The sequence below is a fragment of the Rathayibacter tritici genome (genome assembly GCF_002932875.1).
Lineage (GTDB): Bacteria > Actinomycetota > Actinomycetes > Actinomycetales > Microbacteriaceae > Rathayibacter > Rathayibacter tritici.
Genome location: NZ_PSWS01000080.1, coordinates 13,760 through 29,039, shown reverse-complemented (window position 1 = coordinate 29,039; position 15,280 = coordinate 13,760). Strand labels below are relative to the sequence as shown.

The following is a 15,280-nucleotide window of genomic DNA, read 5'->3' as shown; positions in this document are numbered from 1 at the left end:
ATGACCACCACCGACAACCGCCCCGCGGCCACGGACAGCCCGACGCCCCAGCGGCGCCGCGATCTGCGCACCGATCCCGCCCCGGCCACCCCTCGCGAAGCGCGCAGGGCGGTGACACTCGCCCGCAAGGAGCAGAAGCGGCGAAGCCCAGCCACCGATGGCCCGAACCGGGCACAGCTGCGCGCCACCCTCGCACGCAGCGGGATCCGCTCGAAGAAGCAGCACGAAGCGCACGAGGAGCTCAGCCCCCTCACCAGCACCCGCGCCGAGCCGACACCGACGGCCGCTGCAGCACCCGCCATGCCGGTGACGGCGACGACACCGCGCCCCGTGAACGCCAGCGCCGGTGCGGGCGCGGGCGCGGGCGCGAAAGCGGGCGACGCGCGCAAGCCCCGGCCGGTTCCTCGGCCGGGGCCGCGGGGCTGGTACGGGCCGGGCGCAGGCGCTCACACTCTCGTTCAGCCGCCGCCCACCTTCCGTGGATCCACGTTCCAGGTGTGCGGGATCTACCCGTTCACGGTCGGCACCGGCACCCCGATGGTCGGGGTGCCGTTGGGGCGGCACCTGATCTCCGGCGCGACCGTGATGGCGGACCCGATCTCCTGGTTCCAGCGGGCGAAACTGATCCTCAACCCGTCCGTGTTCGTACTCGGCAAGCCCGGCCTGGGGAAATCGACCATCATCCGTCGCATGGTCACCGGGCTGGCCGCATACGGCACGATCCCGCTGATCCTGGGCGACGTGAAACCCGACTACGTCGACCTGATCCGCAAGCTCGGCGGGCAGGTCATCGCGATCGGCCGCGGCCACGGCCACCTCAACCCGCTGGATCCCGGCGAGGCGACGTCCGCGATCACGAAGCTGCACGCTGCAGCGGCCGACGCTGACGCTGACGGCGCCCGGATCCTGGCCGATCCAGCCGCAGCCGGCGAGTCGGAGGAAGCGATCACGCTCCGCAACGAGGCCCGCCAGTGCACCGAACGCGGACGGCGGATGCGCGAGTTCGCGGACGAGATCGCGCACGACGCGTTCCAACGGCGGGTCACGATGCTGTCCGCGCTGATGAACATCGCCAACGGCCACCCGCCCACCGCGGTGGAGACAGCGATCCTCTCCGCCGCGATCCGGGAACTCGACGCGACCCTGGACCGGATCTCAACCGTCGCGGATCTGCTGCACATCGTGCAGGACGGCCCCGACCGGGTGCGCCGCGCGGCGATCGACCGGGGCAGCTTCGAGCGGTACCAGGAGATCACCTACAGCCTGGAAGTGGTGCTGCGTTCCCTCGCCGAAGGCGACGCGTTCGGCGGCATCTTCTCCGCCGCGACGGACGAGCCGATGCAGCGCGACCGACCCGTCGTGTACGACATCTCCGGCATCCCGCCGGCCGCGACCGCGGACCGTGCGGCCGCACTGCTCGCGTGCTGGGCGAACGGCTTCGGGTCGGTCAACATCGCCTCCGCTCTCGCGGAAGCGGGCCTGGAACCCCGCCGGCACTACTTCGTGGTCGTCGACGAGATGTGGTCCGCACTGCGCGCCGGCCACGGCCTGGTCGACCGGCTCGACGAGACCACTCGCCTGAACCGGCAGGAAGGTATCGGCGTCGCGATGATCTCCCACACCATGTCCGACCTGGACGCGCTCGACGAGCAAGACCGGAAGAAGGCGCTCGGGTTCGTCGAACGCGCCGGGATGGTCATCATGGGCGGCCTGCCGAAGCGGGAGATGCCGATGCTGTCCACCGTCATCCCGCTCACCGCGACCGAGCAAGCCAACGTCTCCAGCTGGCAGGACCCACCCGCGTGGGACTCCACCACCGGCGAGGAAGCCACACCGCCCGGGCTGGGCAACTTCCTGATCAAGGTCGGCGGCCGTCCCGGGATCCCGCTGCACGTCGACCTCGTTCCCTCGGAGGAGACCGTGTACGACACCAACAAGAAGTGGAAAGAACGCTCCCGCGTCGGCATCCGGACCCCCACCGGAGAAGCCGCATGATCGCGCCGATACACGCCCTGACGCGCACGCCGACCGGCGACGCGAGCTACCACTGCGAGTACGCGGAGATCGCCCGACTGATCGAGCACTTCGCTACGACCTCCTACCGTGCCGACCCGTTGCCCGTCGAGGATCCCCGGCACGGCATCGACGCGCGCGACCTGGTCGCCGCGCTCGAGCAGGACGCGTCCACGCCAACCGCGGCACCGGACGCGCTGATCGGCGCGTTCATCCGCATCATCGCCGGCCGGCCCGGCGCCCGGCGTCCCGACCGGGAGCAAACGCACACAAATCTGCGCTGACTGTACCGGCGCATGGCCGACTTCACCCGCACCAGCCACCCTCCGCTAACCCACCCCTCTGAAAGGACAACATCATGGCTATCGCCACCGAATGGACTATCCAGCACTCCTGCGGACACACCGCGGTGAAGGACCTCTCGAAGAAAGCCGCCGGCGAACGCGCCGGCTTCGCCGCGTGGCTGGGGAAGAAGCCCTGCTTCGACTGCAAAGACGCCGCCGGCGAACGCGAACTCAGCAAGGAGTTCCTGGCCGAGCGCGCCGCGGCCGAGGCCGCCGCCGTCGAGGCAGCGGAACGGTTGGGTCTCGCGCCGCTGCGCGGCAGCGAGAAGCAGCTCGACTGGGCGATGCGAGTCCGGCACGAGCTGCTCATCAGCTCCTACGAAACCCTCGTCGCGGAAGGCGGCATGAGCGAGCAGGACTACGACGCGCAGATCATCGCGCCGGCGCAGACGATCGACGCGGCCCGCTGGTGGATCGACAACCGGGACATGGCGGCCGCAGACCTCCCCGAGCTACTCGCCGACGCCGGCACCACCTCGGCCGCTTCCAGCGAGAACCCGTACTAGATGCCGCTCGAGCTCACACGACGCAAGCACCGGGGTGGCCGTGCCCGATCCACGCGCGGCCACTGCCATCAGCACCACCCCATCCGCATCGATCGAAGGACAGGACCATGGCCACACCGAACAACCGCCGCACAGAGCCCGGGCGAGGCGGTGATACAGCGATCCTCGGCCTCGTCCTCGTCGCCGTCGCAGTGCTGGCGGGGCTGTGGGTCGCCGTCGCGTGGGGATCCGTCCTCAGCGGCGTGAACCCGGAGCTACCTGCGAGCCCCGTGAACATCGTGCTGGGGTTACTCGAGGGCTCCGTGTCTTGGCCGCCTGCCGGCACTCTGATCATGGTCGGCGAGGTCCTCGCCGGCTGCGCGGTCGGCGCGTTCATCGTGTGGCTGCGCACCGGACCCGGCGTCGCGGCCACCCGGCTGGATCACGCCGCCCGCTACATGGCGCGGGCGCGGGATCTGCGCGGGATGACCGGCGTGCGTGCCCGGAAGGAAGCGCGACGGCTGGGAGTCGTCGACACCGCTGCGCCCGGCATCCCCGTCGGCGTGCCGGTCGGCGCGAACCCGAAAGCGGAGAAGGCGCTCGTGTACGCGTCGTTCGAGCAGATGATGTTCGTGCTCGCCGGGCCGCGGATGGGGAAGACGACATGCACCGTGGTACCGGCGCTGCTCGCCGCGCCCGGCGCCGTGCTGACCACCTCGAACAAGCGCGACGTCGTCGATGACACCCGCCGCGTGCGAGCCGCGATGGCCGCCACCGGCCGCTGCACGTACTGCCCGGACGAGGGCCGGTGCGAGACCTGCTCCGCGTCCGCGGTGTGGGTGTTCGACCCGCAGCAGGTCGCGGACGAGCCGGCCGCCTGGTGGTGGAACCCGCTGTCGTTCGTGACCGGCGAGGCGACCGCCGCGACACTCGCTCAACTGTTCGCCGACGGGGCCGGACACGGCACTGTGTCCGGCGAGGACGGCTTCTTCCCCTCGAAGGGCCGCCACCTGCTGGCTGGTCTGCTGCTCGCCGCCACCACCGCGAACCTGTCCCTGAACGCCGTGCACGCCTGGGCGATGAACGCCACCGATCAGGAACCGGCCGAGCTGCTGCGCAAGAGCTATCCGAGGGTCGCCGCGTCGATCCGCTCGACGATGAACCTCGTCCCCGAGACCCGCGACGGCGTCTACGCCTCCACCCAGGGCTACGTCTCCTGCCTGGAGAACCCGTCCGTGCTCTCCTGGGTCACCCCCGGCACCCCGGGCCGGGCCGAGTTCGACCCGGACGTGTTCGTGCGCGGCCACGGCACCCTGTACTCACTGTCGATGGAGGGCGCCGGCACCGCCGGCCCACTCGTGGCCGCGCTCACGGCCGCGACCGTCGACGCTGCCGAACGGTTCGCGAAGCAGAGTCCGGGTGGCCGGCTAGCGACCCCTCTGGTCGTGGTCCTCGATGAGGTCGCGAACGTGTGCCGGTGGCGGGAGCTGCCCTCGCTCTACTCGCACTACGGATCTCGCGGGATCCCGATCATGGCCGTGTTCCAGTCCTGGGCGCAGGGTCAGGACGTCTTCGGTCGCGACGGCATCAAGAAGCTGTGGTCCGCCGCGAACGTGAAGCTTTACCTGGGCAATGATGCCGAACCCGACTTCCTCGGCGACCTGTCCACCCTGATCGGCTCGTACGACCGCGAAACCACCTCGGTCAGCTTCAACAAGGGCGTGCGCAGCACGTCCCTGTCGCTGAAACGGGACCGGATCCTCGAACCCGACGAGCTGTCCGCGCTGCCCCGCGGCCGCGCCGTGATGCTCTCCACCGGCAACCGGGCAGCGCTGCTGCAGACCACCCCGTGGCACAAGAACACCACCCTCACCCGCCTCATCGCCACCGCCAACGCGGCCGCCGCGCAGGAGGTGAAGGTGCCCGCATGAGCGACACCACCACCCTCCCGGCAACAGCGGCGGCGGGCGAGGACGAGCAGCAGTCGCTGCTGTACTACGGATCGGTCGATGAGTTCTTCCGCAAGTTCCTGTGGCCCTCCTACCGCCGCAAAGTGGGATCCGAGAAAGACCATGCCCCGCACCGCTGGTCCGCGACCTGGTGGTCGAACTCGGAAGCCCGAGCCCGGCTGACCGCGATCTGGCATCTGTGGGAAGCCGCCCGCGAAGCACCGCTGGATCTGAGCGCCTGGTGGCTCGTTCACGTCGACCCGCAGATGCGCATGCTCCTGTCCACTGACGGCCCCTTCGCCACCAGCATCGACACCAACGATCGAGGTGGACTGCTGCCCTACAAGCGGCCCCCGGCCGGCTTCTTCCCCACCGATCGGCAAGGGCCGATCCCGGTCAGCGAGTACCCGGCACCCGTCATCGTCCGCGACTACTAACCACCCCTCCAGGAAGAAAGACCCCGATGGACCTCAACCACGACGGCGTCGACGACGCACTCGACAGCACCCTCCGCTCCACGATCGCGATCGCCACCCAACTCGGGCACACGCTGTCACGCGCGCTCGAACGAGGCGGATACGACCAGGTCAATGCCGCTCGAACAGACCGCGCGGAAGCTCTCGCCGCTCTCATCCCCGTCAAGGACAAGCAGTGGTGGGACCACGCCGGTCCGGCCGACATCGGCCGGGTGCAGGAAGCCGCGATCGCGTGGGCGGGGACAGAGCCCGCCGCGGCGATCGCGGCCTCAACGATCCGCGAACAGGTCCTGAACCGGTACGGCATCGACACGACCGCGCCGGCGGCCGACGCCGCCTACGTCGCCGGCGAAGTCGCCCGCATCCAGGCTGAGCGCGCCGCCGACGTCGAACGCGACCGCGGCCGTGACCACCTCGCCGACAGCGACCGTCACGACCGCGTCGCCGATGCGCTCGACAACGACGCCGCCGACCTGCGTGCTGGCGACACCACGGACGGGCAGGAGACGGCCGCGGCCGCCGATCGCGTGCAGGACGGTGCCGAGAGTCACCGAGCAGCGGCCGACGGCGCCTACGATGCCGCCGAACAGCACACCGCGTGGGCGGCGACGATGCAGGGCAAGGTCCCGGACGAAGCGATCGAGTCAGCGGCAGTGGTCGCGCAGTCCTACCACCACCCGGTCACCCGCGTCGGCCGGCGCACCACCACGACCGCACCGGCCGCGACAGGGTACGCCCCCGCCCAGGAGATCACCCAGCACGCCACCCACACACGCCACCACTGACGCCGTGACAGGGGAGGGGAGGTCGGCTATCCGCCGACCTCCCCTCCCCTGTCACACCTCACATGCATCCCGCCGAGAACGGACCGTGGCCGTCCCGGCCCGTGCGCTCAATGTCCGAGCCCGCGACGCCGCGCCTCCTCCTGCGGCGTTGGTGCTGCGGACGCGGGGTCCGCGCGGAACGCCGGATGCCGTGTCGCCTGAGGTCGTGTCTGGGTCGCGTCGGCGGTCGGGGCGGAGTCGTCGTCGGCGGCGAGGCGCAGGCGTGCGTACACGTTCTCCGCGGGCAGCGGCTGCCCGGTCTGACGGAACGACTCGACCAGCTGCTCGTACTCGGCGACCGTCATCCCCGCGTCCGCAGCTTCCGCGGCGACGGCAGCAGCGAACTCCTCCGCCGACACCAGGCGTGCGCCCTCCGGCTCAGGCAGGGTGTCGGTGAGGACGCCGGCCGGCTCCTGGGCCGCGAGCGGCTCAAGCTCGTCGACGCAGAGGCGTGAGTACACGTTCTGGGCCGGGAGCGGCTCGCCGGTCTGACGGAACGACTCGACCAGCTGCTCGTACTCAGCGACGCTCATGCCCGCGGCGAAGGCTTCGGCGGCGACGGCCGCCGCGAACTCCTCCGCGGTCACAGTCCGCGGGCCCGCCGCTCCCACCGGCGCCGTGACGGGGACCGGGCCCGGGGTGGGGTTCGCGAGGCGCAGCTCGTCGGCTCGGCCGGTGAGTGCCTGCGCGAGCACGGTGTCCTGCCCGGCACCACCCAGAAGGGTCGAGTCGGTGTCGAGGGTGTGGCTCACCGCTCGGTAGTGGTCGATCTCGGCCGCGAGCGCGATCCATTCCGGGCGCATCGCGGAGTCGCCGGCGGGGACCGGCCCGAGATGCTCCACCGCCCACGCCGGCGGTGCGGCAGCGAGCTGTTCGCCGCGGAGCGTGTACTGGCTCGCGAGGTGCTCGTATCGCTCGGTGAGGTGCTCGCGCCAGTCCTCGCGCACCCGGGAGTCGGTGAGCAGGCGGGCGTCGGCGATCCACTCCGGGATCCGCGGACGATCCGCGACGGGACGACTCGGGGTGTCGGGAAGCCTGGCGCGCAGACGTGTCTCGGCCGCGAGCTGGTTCTCCAGGGTCCGCGCGTTCCAGACCGCCGCGATCGCTCCGGGGGTCGCGGAAGCGGGGTCGACGCCACGGTCGGGACGCACTGTGGCGGCGCCGCGTTCGCGGTTCTCCTGCACCCGGACGGAGACGGGTAGCGCTTTGCGGGCGCGGTTCTCGGCGTTGAGCTCGCCGAGCAGCCACAAATCTTGGCGCGCTTGTTGCCGGTCGGTGACGGGCTGCGCGACGGTGACGCGCTGCTGGGCGACGCGGCCGGCGAGGGTCAGGTCGGAGAGGTGCCCGAAGCGGCGTTCACGCCAGTGAGTGTCCGCGTTGGCCCCGATCTCCAGCTGGGTCTCCGCCAAGCAACGGGTCCGGGTCGCGTGCTCGAGGGCACGCTGCAGCGCCTCATCACTCATCCCGGCGAGGGGCCGGCCAGTGATCGTGTCGACGTCGGCGTGCACGCGCCCCCAGCGGCTGGTGTCACGGATCCGCCAGGCGATGAGCGCGCCGCGGTCATCGGCGCCGTCCAGGCCGTTGCCGTCCTGCCAGGCTGTGGCGACGGCTTTCTCGAGGGTGAAACCGGCCCGCTCGGCGTCGACGAGCGCGGATTTCACGTCCGCCCAGGTGCCGCTCTGCCGCAACTCGTCCAGAGTGCGGCCGCCGAGAGTGACGTCGATCGCCGTGGCGATCCGGATGTCGTCGGCGCGGTCGTGGACGTCGCGGAACTGCGCGGCGAGAGTGCCCAGGTCGGCGGTCCGAGTCTGTTCGGCGCGGATGGTTTCGGTGGCCGTCAAGGCGCGGTCGACGTTCCCGGCGATCGCGGCCAGGCCCTCGTCCACGGACTCGCCGGGCTCGAGCGCGAGGTAGAGGTGATTGTGGGAGCGGCCACGGGTGAGGGCGACATAGGCCGCTTCGCGGCCGGTCCTGCGGTCGGCCAGAGCATGCGCGGTGTCGACAGTCATGCCCTGCGCGCGGTGCACGGTCGCGGCGTAACCGAGTTCGGTATGCGCCTTCACGTACTCGGCCGGGAGTCTTGTCTGGCCGCCGTTGCGGCGATTGCGGACGGTGAGGGCGCCATCCGGGTGGACCCGTTTCACGTCCCAGACGTCGTTGTTGAGGACGCGATCGCGACGTGCGTTGTAGCGCAGCGTGCTGGTGTTGCTGCGGGTGACAACGACGTCGCCGACGTGCGCGGCGAGACCGTCGCGCAGTGCCGCGGTGCGGCGGCCGCGGACGTCGCCGGTGCTGATGCGGAACGCTTGCGCGCGGGCGTTGAGGTCCGCGACGGTCGCGTTCGTGGACGCCATCATGAGGCTGGTCTTCCCGGCGCTGGTATCGGCTTGCCACGCCGCGAAGACCGCGTCGGTTGCGGACTCGGCGGTCACGGCCGTGACGCGATCCTGCTGCCGGTACCAGGTGAAAGCGTCACCGCCGGCCGCCTGCTCGGCGTCGCGCAGCAGCAGCGAGGCGGCGGCTTCGTCCTCGTTCGCGGTGCCGTCAGCGTTGCGGAAGCGGTGCACCGTCTCCAACCGGATCGCGCCGGCCTCGTTCTCGATTAGCCGCAGCGCGCCGCCGGCCTCCACCGCGGACAGCTGCCGGTCATCACCGATCAGCCGCACTGTCGCGCCGGCCCTGGTGGCCTGTTCGGTGATCATCGCCAAGCGCACGGTGCCGGCCATGCCGGCCTCATCGACCACGACGACGTCGCCCGGGCGCAGTTGCGCGGACTCCTCGCCGCGCTCCAGCTGCAGCAGGAAACCATGCAGGGTGTGCGTGTCGATCCCGACGTCGGCCTTCAACACCGCCGCCGCCGCCGCTGAGGGGGCGACGCCGATCATGCGGCCGCCGGCGGACTCGATCGCGCGGGCCGCGAGGTTCAGCGACGTGGTCTTACCGGCACCGGCAGGGCCGACACCGACGACGAGCTGCCGGTCGGAGCAGGCGAACTCGCGGGCGAGATCGCGCTGCCCATCATCGAGGGGACCCTCGTGCGCGAGGACCGCGGCGGCGAAATGCTCCACCGCGACCGGTGGGACGCCAGTACTGCGGGCCGCGGTCAGCAGCTGATCTTCCGCGTCGATCACCGCGCGGGAGGTGAACAGTTCGCGGCCTCGGTGTTCGTAGATGCTCGAACCGTCCGCGCGGGTCAACGGCGCGAACGCGGCATGCGCCGGCGGGGGAGTGATCGACACGGAATGCTCGCGCAGCGCCGCGGTCACGACCGCCTGCACCGTCTCCTCCGTCACGTCCGCGCGGGCCTGCTCCTGCGCCCACCGGCGCGCTTCCGCCTCGATCACGTTCGCGCCCCAGACCGCATGATGCTCGGACACGACCCCCACCACGCTCGCCGCGGCCGCGTTCACATCCACCGGCAGCAGGGGCGTGGAACCGTCCCGAGCGTCGGCGGCGACCTGCCGTGCGTGGGCGAGGAGATTGTTCACCGTCACCTCACCGGCCACACCGACCGCGCGCGATCGCCACAGGGTGCGCAGCTCGCGCAGGGACCGTGCGTGCTCCTTCACGGGCCGGGTTTCCAGGGTCGCCTGCTGCGCGATCGCGATGCGGGCGGCGGCATCCGGGCCTCGGCCGTGCGCGGCCCGGTAGTCCCTCTCCAACGCCTTCACCGCCCGGCGGATGTCGGTGGAACGCGAGGAGAAGTCCTTCATCAGGTCCGGGTCGATGCCCGCGATCTCCATCACCGGACGCTTCCCTGCACGCACCGTGTGCGGCTCGAACGCGACCCCGAGCGCCTCCCGGATGTGGTGAGCGACGCGCTGGTTGTAGAACTCGGACGTCGGAACGTTCATCTTGTGCAGCAGCGCCCCGTCGAGGGTGCGCCAGCTGCCGTCGACGCCGCGGACCTTGTTTGACACCACCACGTGATCGTGCAGCTGAGGGTCGCCGTTGCGGGAGTCGTAATGCCGGAACCGGGTCGCGATGAGCCCGCCGCGAACGTCGTCCTGAGCGGCCCCTTGACTGCCGGTCCGGGTCGCGACGGCATGCTGTTCGAGGTAGACGACGCTCTCCGCGATGGCCGTCTCATGCGCGGCTTCGATCGCGTGACGGGTCGCGTCATCACCCAGCGCCCACAGCGTCGACACCGACTTCGCGGGCGAGAAGACCAAGTCGTACCCGGCGACAGCGGCCTGCTGCGGACGCTGTGCCGCGGTGATGAACCGGCCCAGCTCCTCCTTGTCGAACGGCTCTCGGCCCTTCTGCTCCCGGAATACCTGCGCGCCCTCGCGCACCCGGATCCGGCGACGCTCTTCCAGGTCAGGGGCGCGATGCTCGACACGTTCGAACGCCGCATACGCGTCACGGATACGAGCGCCCAGCTCGGTGTCCTTCGCCTCGTAGCGAGGGAACCTGCGCCCCAGCTTCACCGCTTGCAGCGCCGACTCGGCCGAAGCGCCGACGTCGATGCTGGCGGCCGTCAGAGCGTCCGCGTTCGGGTGCAACCCCTCACCGAACAGGGCCTTCATCTGCGCCTCGGTGACCTCGCCAGACACCCGCCGAGACTCGTGAACGGCGAACGCTGCACGGCCCTCCACGTCGCGGGTGGTCACGGTCTCGCCGAGCGTGGCCAGCCCTCCACCGAGCCAGACACCGGCCGGGTTGCCGTCAGCGGTGTAGTAGTCACCCAGCTCGCGACCCTTCTCGCGGCGCACGTCCGCGGTCGCGACCTCGGACGTGTAGTAGGCGTAACCATCCCCTGCGCTGAGCTTGTGCAAGGTCATCACCCCCACAGGCTACCCAATTCACTAATAGTGCATGACGACCTGATGACCGAAGAATGAGGGAACGGTCTGACGAGGAACGAGGAAGACGGGTCTGGCCGGAACCCGCAGGGATCCGCGCGGAGGCGACGCCAGAAAGCGAACACCGTGAGCGCGGCGTCGCCGGTGCGGCCAGGAACGAGCCCCCGGCGGTGGGCGGGAGAAGCGCAGCGGATGCCGTCCACGGACGGGGAGCGAGTGGGGCCGCACCGCGACACCAGCACCCGCAGGGTGCGGCCAGCCAGACCAGCTGCCGCAGGCAACTCCATCCCAGCGCACCGCGCTGCTACCGTCGGAGACACCAGCCGCCTGCCCGTTGGAAGCGCGAGCGTTAGGCCGGGGGGCGAGTGAGGCGCGCATCATCGACGTCGCCCACATCGTCGTGACGGCCAGATACGTCGCAGGGGAGCGCAGCGCGCGGCACCACCCGGTGGTGCACCGTACGGCTGCGGCTGGAGGCCGCCTGCTACGGTGCTGGGCAGGTCAGGGTTTCCGCGCGCACGTCTCGGTGTGGGCGTTAGGTGTTGTGTGGGAAGGACCGGCCTGATGGCTGAGCGACGAACGAAAACTGCTGGCCAGATTGACGCGCGAAAGAAGGCGCGAGAGCGTGCCGCGGCGTTCCGCGAACGCGAGGAAAAGCTTGAGGGCTTCGCGGTGGACTACTTCACCGCCACCGACAAGATCGACGCGATCGACGCCGACCTCGAAGAAGCGATCACGCAGCTGCGCGAGCGGGCGGCGGAGCGCGCAACAGCCGCGCGCGATGAGGTGAACGCTGCGATCGCGGGCCATGGCCTCGCTGAGCGTGTCAGCGGCCGAGATAGCCCAGCGCCTCGACCTGCCCGCCAGCGCAGTCCGCGCCGCACTCCGAAGCGCGGCGGGCAACACCGTCGACACCGTCTCGGACGCACCCGAGCTGGCCGAACCGGGAATGCAGCCCGACATGTCAGGGCACGAGTGGCGTGAGGAAGACGCCACATGATCAGCCAGCAGACACCTCTGTCGTGGCCTTTGGATGCGTCGAAGGTCGAGATCGATCGCCCGGACCGGTACTGGATCGCAGTACGCGGAGACATACCCTGGCTCACCATGCCTTGGCTCACCGATCCCGATCGCGACGACCATCGGGTCCGCCACGCCGACCTCGTCACAGCGGATCGCTGAGCCTCGGAGAAGTCGCTCAGAAGAGCGCGGGAAGGTCCTCGTCGGTACCGGCGAGGACCTTTCGTATTTCTGCTGCGTCGTAACCGCGCTCGAGCACGAGCGCGCGCACGGCGCGCGATCGCGCTGCTCGCTCACGCCGGGCGGCCCCGACGGAGCCAAGGGCCGTGGTGGGGCCGGCGTAGCGGCCGCGCTGGGAACGGTCGATCATGTTTCCGCGAGCGTCACCCTCGCGCAGATGCGACGTCGCCTCGACGACCTCAGCGTGGACGCACAGCGGCACGTCGCACCAGTGCAGCACCATCACTGAGCGCTCGAGGACGCGGCCAGTGATCTGCTCGAACGCGTACCTCTGAGGCCGGAGGACCTGCTGCCCGCCGTCGACGGTGCGTGTCCAGAAGCGGCCGTAGCCGTCGTCCCCGATAGCGCCGGTCCAGATCCAGCAGTCCGAGGGATCGGGGCCCTTGATGACGCGGGACCAGAATCGGTCGGAGGTCATGCTCTGGCCAGGGACCGGCCGGCGATGTGGATCCCGCGTGAGCGGAAGGCTCGCCGGCTCTCTCGCTTCGCACTCGTAGTCGCTCAGCAGGAGAGCCCGCGCTGGTGTCCGAGATGATCAATCTGCTCGAGACGGAGGTCACGTCGGATCTGCGTCGCCCAGCTCTCGAAGCGGCGCTGGATGCCTTCGAGTTGCGTGTCGTTGATGCCGTACTCCGAGACCCGGTCGGAGGTGAGTCGGGCGGCGCGGTCGAGTTGCTGCGCGAACATCGTGGGCTCGAATCCGGGGTCGCGTTCGCGAGCGGCGGTGAGGAGCTGCTGGTCGGTGAAGTGACCGGAGGAGCGGATCGAATCGACATCGAGGAAGTCGCGTGCTTCGGCACGGCTGTAGAGGGCGCTGACCTTGTTCCCGATCGCGTCGTCGAGGCTGAGGACAGGTCCGACCTGCAGGCGAACCGGTTCGGTGTCGCGCCAGTCCATCCCCATATCGACGTCGACCTGCTCACCGGACGCGGTTCGTACGTGGAGGCGCGCGAACTGCTCGGTGGAGCGGTCCTCGTCGAGCGTGTAGCCGTGATCGCGGAGGCCCGCGCTCACCTGGTCGACCGCGCGGCGGAAGTTAGCGACGTCAGTGTTCGAGGTGAAGAGGTCGACGTCCTCCGTCAGACGGTTAATGACGCCGTGCTCGCGGATCGCACCGGAGCCGGCGAGAGCGAATCCGGTGCCCTCGAGCGCTTCGAGCGCAACACGGGTGATCTCTCGCTGCAGTTCCTCGTTCCGGCTGCCCATGTCAGCCTCGTTCCTCTGCCTGCCGCCTAGCAGGCAGTGTTGCGCCCGCGAAGAGCGGACCGCTTGCGCTCATCTCGATGATGTGTCCTGAACCACAGAAGCCGGCCGCGTCGATCACCGACCTACCCCTTCTGATGCGGGCGCCGTGAGGGCAGCAGCGGGCAGCCTTGTGTGGGCGAGAAGCTCCGGGAAGCGGTCTTCCCAGAGTAGGCGCACCCGGTCGGGGAGAGCCAGCTCCGACCAGATCGTGAGCAGGAGGTCTCGGTTCAGGAGTGCTGTCTGATCTATGGCGCTCCCTTCGTTGAGAACAGCCTGGTACGCCTTCACGACGCCGCTCGGGGAACCGAGATCTACGGTGGGCTCCGGCCCCCAGTACACACGGTGGGGGAGCTCGATGGTCCCTGTCGACGGCCCTGCGAGGTCATCCAACGATCCGGGGGCGTCGTACGGCTTCACATCGCGGTAGAAGACGCGTCGTTCAGTGTCCGCCGGTGCCGCCGGCACCTTGGCGAGGGCGCGGGCCACGGAGGACTTACCGACTCCGAGGACGTCGGCGATCTGGGCGATGCTGTGGTCGGCGTCGCGCATGCGTCGCGCCTCGCGCAGACGTGCCGATGTCATTACCGTGGGCCGGCCGCCGACACGGCCTTGGGCGCGAGCCTGATCCAGGCCGAGCCGGGTGTTCTCCCGGATGGTATCCACGCGCAGCTGCGCGAACACGGCGACAATGCTGAACAGCGACCGCCCCATCGGGGACGTCGTGTCGATCATCGGTTCCGTGAGGCTCTTGATGTTCACTCCCCGGCGCTCGAGGTCGTTGATCGCCCCGATCACGATCCGCTCCGTCCCACCCAGCCGGTCGAGGCGGCTCACGAGCAACGTGTCGCCGTCACGGAGGAAGTCCAGGCAGGCCAACCACTGCGGTCGATCCGCCATCCGGCTCGCTTCTCCCTGGTCGACGAAGACCCGCACTGCCCCGGCAGCGTGGAGGTCAGCCTCCTGCGCCGCTAGATTCTGGTCGCGCCGCGAAACGCGCGCATACCCAACGATGCTGTTCATCAGACTCCTCCGCCCTGACAACAGTATCCCGAAAACGGTACGCAAGAAGTTACGGCACGAAATGGTTTCGGGTCAGAGTTTTGGTACACCGGTCTGTGGCGAACTGGCGCTGTGGCGGATTTCGCGTGGCCTCGCGCCTGCAACCACCTGCCGTCGAGAACGCTCGAACACTGCTCGATGGCAAGGGGCGCGCAGCGCGGCAGTAGCCGAGAGCGACTCCCCACTCGCTTTACGCATAGAGGCGCTGGGAAGCCCCCAACGACCGGCTGACGCTACAGGGGCTCATCAGCCATCAGCACACGTGTCGCGTCAGTCACGGCGCCTCCTCGGTCGGCAGCGCGAGAGCGACGTCGACCGACGCAGCGGCGCGCGCGTCCGCCCGCTGGACCGCTCGGTAGACGGTCGACCGGGCGACGTTGAACTCGGCCGCTAGCTCACCGACCGTGTAGTTGCCCGCGCGGTGCTCGGCGACCAGGTGCGCCTCGATCTTCGGTGAGAGCGTGGGCTTGCGCCCGCGGAGCTTCCCCTTCGCCTTCGCGATCTTCATCCCTTCCCGCGTGCGAGCGCGGATGAGGTCTTCCTCGAACTCGTCGACGATCGCGAGGACGTTGAACAGGAGCCGACCCACGGGATCCTTCGGGTCGTGCACCGCTCCCCCGACGCTGAGCTTCACCCCGCGCCGGGTCAGCTTGTCGCTGATGTCTCTCGCATCCGTGATCGACCGCGCGAGCCGGTCGAGTTTCGTGACGAGCAGGGTCGAGCCGAAGTCGCACGCCGCCAGCGCCTCGCGCAGCGCCGACCGATCACGATTCGTCCCCGTCAGCCCCTGCATCGACACGGTCGCCCGTCTCCGGCATCG

The 15,280-nt window shown here is 69.9% G+C and carries 14 protein-coding genes; 8 read left to right on the top strand and 6 right to left on the bottom strand.

Going from position 1 to position 15,280, the window contains the following annotated elements; genetic code table 11:
* The 6 genes from C5D07_RS15985 to C5D07_RS14895 all read left to right on the top strand — a co-directional run bounded on the left by C5D07_RS15985 (position 1) and on the right by C5D07_RS14895 (position 6,052).
* Positions 1 to 1,995 carry an ATP/GTP-binding protein gene (locus C5D07_RS15985; protein ID WP_181134360.1) on the top strand — a complete coding sequence of 665 codons (1,995 nt, stop codon included), beginning with the start codon at positions 1 to 3 and terminating at the stop codon, positions 1,993 to 1,995.
* Positions 1,992 to 2,297, top strand: coding sequence for a hypothetical protein (locus tag C5D07_RS14910; protein ID WP_104259684.1), 306 nt, complete (start codon positions 1,992 to 1,994; stop codon positions 2,295 to 2,297). Before C5D07_RS15985 ends, C5D07_RS14910 begins: the two co-directional genes overlap by 4 nt.
* Positions 2,298 to 2,371: 74 nt before the next feature.
* Positions 2,372 to 2,863, top strand: coding sequence for a hypothetical protein (locus tag C5D07_RS15875; RefSeq protein ID WP_170063565.1), 492 nt, complete (start codon positions 2,372 to 2,374; stop codon positions 2,861 to 2,863).
* A 107-nt stretch (positions 2,864 to 2,970) separates the two neighbouring features.
* Complete coding sequence (locus C5D07_RS14905) at positions 2,971 to 4,773, top strand: type IV secretory system conjugative DNA transfer family protein (RefSeq protein ID WP_170063564.1); 1,803 nt, start codon at positions 2,971 to 2,973, stop codon at positions 4,771 to 4,773.
* Positions 4,770 to 5,228, top strand: coding sequence for a DUF4913 domain-containing protein (locus C5D07_RS14900; protein WP_104259682.1), 459 nt, complete (start codon positions 4,770 to 4,772; stop codon positions 5,226 to 5,228). The genes C5D07_RS14905 and C5D07_RS14900 overlap by 4 nt, the downstream gene beginning before the upstream one ends.
* A 26-nt stretch (positions 5,229 to 5,254) precedes the next feature.
* Positions 5,255 to 6,052, top strand: coding sequence for a hypothetical protein (locus C5D07_RS14895; protein ID WP_104259681.1), 798 nt, complete (start codon positions 5,255 to 5,257; stop codon positions 6,050 to 6,052).
* A 107-nt stretch (positions 6,053 to 6,159) separates the two neighbouring features.
* Here the strand turns inward: C5D07_RS14895 and mobF are convergent, their stop codons facing one another.
* Positions 6,160 to 10,875: a MobF family relaxase gene (gene mobF, locus C5D07_RS14890; RefSeq protein ID WP_104259680.1), complete on the bottom strand. Its 4,716-nt coding sequence runs from the start codon at positions 10,873 to 10,875 to the stop codon at positions 6,160 to 6,162.
* A gap of 522 nt (positions 10,876 to 11,397) precedes the next feature.
* Positions 11,398 to 11,706, bottom strand: coding sequence for a hypothetical protein (locus tag C5D07_RS15515; protein ID WP_146076729.1), 309 nt, complete (start codon positions 11,704 to 11,706; stop codon positions 11,398 to 11,400).
* Here C5D07_RS15515 and C5D07_RS14885 point away from each other — a divergent pair.
* Both C5D07_RS14885 and C5D07_RS14880 read left to right on the top strand, forming a co-directional pair.
* A complete protein-coding gene (locus C5D07_RS14885) occupies positions 11,705 to 11,896 on the top strand; it encodes a hypothetical protein (RefSeq protein ID WP_104259679.1) in 192 nt (63 codons plus the stop codon). The two genes, C5D07_RS15515 and C5D07_RS14885, sit on opposite strands and share 2 nt — an antisense overlap.
* Entirely contained in the window at positions 11,893 to 12,078 is a 186-nt protein-coding gene (locus tag C5D07_RS14880) for a hypothetical protein (RefSeq protein ID WP_104259678.1), read from the top strand. The genes C5D07_RS14885 and C5D07_RS14880 overlap by 4 nt, the downstream gene beginning before the upstream one ends.
* Positions 12,079 to 12,094: 16 nt before the next feature.
* Here C5D07_RS14880 and C5D07_RS14875 read toward each other — a convergent pair whose 3' ends face one another.
* The 4 genes from C5D07_RS14875 to C5D07_RS14860 all read right to left on the bottom strand — a co-directional run bounded on the left by C5D07_RS14875 (position 12,095) and on the right by C5D07_RS14860 (position 15,253).
* On the bottom strand, positions 12,095 to 12,574 hold the full coding sequence (locus C5D07_RS14875; RefSeq protein ID WP_104259677.1) for a hypothetical protein: 480 nt from the start codon (positions 12,572 to 12,574) through the stop codon (positions 12,095 to 12,097).
* Between the two features lie 83 nt (positions 12,575 to 12,657).
* The gene (locus C5D07_RS14870) at positions 12,658 to 13,362 is read right to left on the bottom strand and encodes a nucleotidyl transferase AbiEii/AbiGii toxin family protein (RefSeq protein ID WP_104259676.1); all 705 of its coding nucleotides are present in this window, start codon (positions 13,360 to 13,362) and stop codon (positions 12,658 to 12,660) included.
* 114 nt (positions 13,363 to 13,476) lie between these two features.
* Positions 13,477 to 14,421: a recombinase family protein gene (locus C5D07_RS15980; protein WP_104259675.1), complete on the bottom strand. Its 945-nt coding sequence runs from the start codon at positions 14,419 to 14,421 to the stop codon at positions 13,477 to 13,479.
* A 313-nt stretch (positions 14,422 to 14,734) separates the two neighbouring features.
* Positions 14,735 to 15,253, bottom strand: coding sequence for a recombinase family protein (locus C5D07_RS14860; protein ID WP_104259704.1), 519 nt, complete (start codon positions 15,251 to 15,253; stop codon positions 14,735 to 14,737).
* Positions 15,254 to 15,280 lie beyond the last annotated feature (27 nt).

What these genes read in the sequence shown, in the direction of transcription:
- C5D07_RS15985 (WP_181134360.1), top strand. Translation starts at nt 1, where the DNA reads ATGACCACCACCGACAACCGCCCCGCGGCCACGGACAGCCCGACGCCC.
- C5D07_RS14910 (WP_104259684.1), top strand. Translation starts at nt 1,992, where the DNA reads ATGATCGCGCCGATACACGCCCTGACGCGCACGCCGACCGGCGACGCG.
- C5D07_RS15875 (WP_170063565.1), top strand. Translation starts at nt 2,372, where the DNA reads ATGGCTATCGCCACCGAATGGACTATCCAGCACTCCTGCGGACACACC.
- C5D07_RS14905 (WP_170063564.1), top strand. Translation starts at nt 2,971, where the DNA reads ATGGCCACACCGAACAACCGCCGCACAGAGCCCGGGCGAGGCGGTGAT.
- C5D07_RS14900 (WP_104259682.1), top strand. Translation starts at nt 4,770, where the DNA reads ATGAGCGACACCACCACCCTCCCGGCAACAGCGGCGGCGGGCGAGGAC.
- C5D07_RS14895 (WP_104259681.1), top strand. Translation starts at nt 5,255, where the DNA reads ATGGACCTCAACCACGACGGCGTCGACGACGCACTCGACAGCACCCTC.
- mobF (WP_104259680.1), bottom strand. Translation starts at nt 10,875, where the DNA reads ATGACCTTGCACAAGCTCAGCGCAGGGGATGGTTACGCCTACTACACG.
- C5D07_RS14885 (WP_104259679.1), top strand. Translation starts at nt 11,705, where the DNA reads ATGGCCTCGCTGAGCGTGTCAGCGGCCGAGATAGCCCAGCGCCTCGAC.
- C5D07_RS15515 (WP_146076729.1), bottom strand. Translation starts at nt 11,706, where the DNA reads ATGGCCCGCGATCGCAGCGTTCACCTCATCGCGCGCGGCTGTTGCGCG.
- C5D07_RS14880 (WP_104259678.1), top strand. Translation starts at nt 11,893, where the DNA reads ATGATCAGCCAGCAGACACCTCTGTCGTGGCCTTTGGATGCGTCGAAG.
- C5D07_RS14875 (WP_104259677.1), bottom strand. Translation starts at nt 12,574, where the DNA reads ATGACCTCCGACCGATTCTGGTCCCGCGTCATCAAGGGCCCCGATCCC.
- C5D07_RS14870 (WP_104259676.1), bottom strand. Translation starts at nt 13,362, where the DNA reads ATGGGCAGCCGGAACGAGGAACTGCAGCGAGAGATCACCCGTGTTGCG.
- C5D07_RS15980 (WP_104259675.1), bottom strand. Translation starts at nt 14,421, where the DNA reads ATGAACAGCATCGTTGGGTATGCGCGCGTTTCGCGGCGCGACCAGAAT.
- C5D07_RS14860 (WP_104259704.1), bottom strand. Translation starts at nt 15,253, where the DNA reads ATGCAGGGGCTGACGGGGACGAATCGTGATCGGTCGGCGCTGCGCGAG.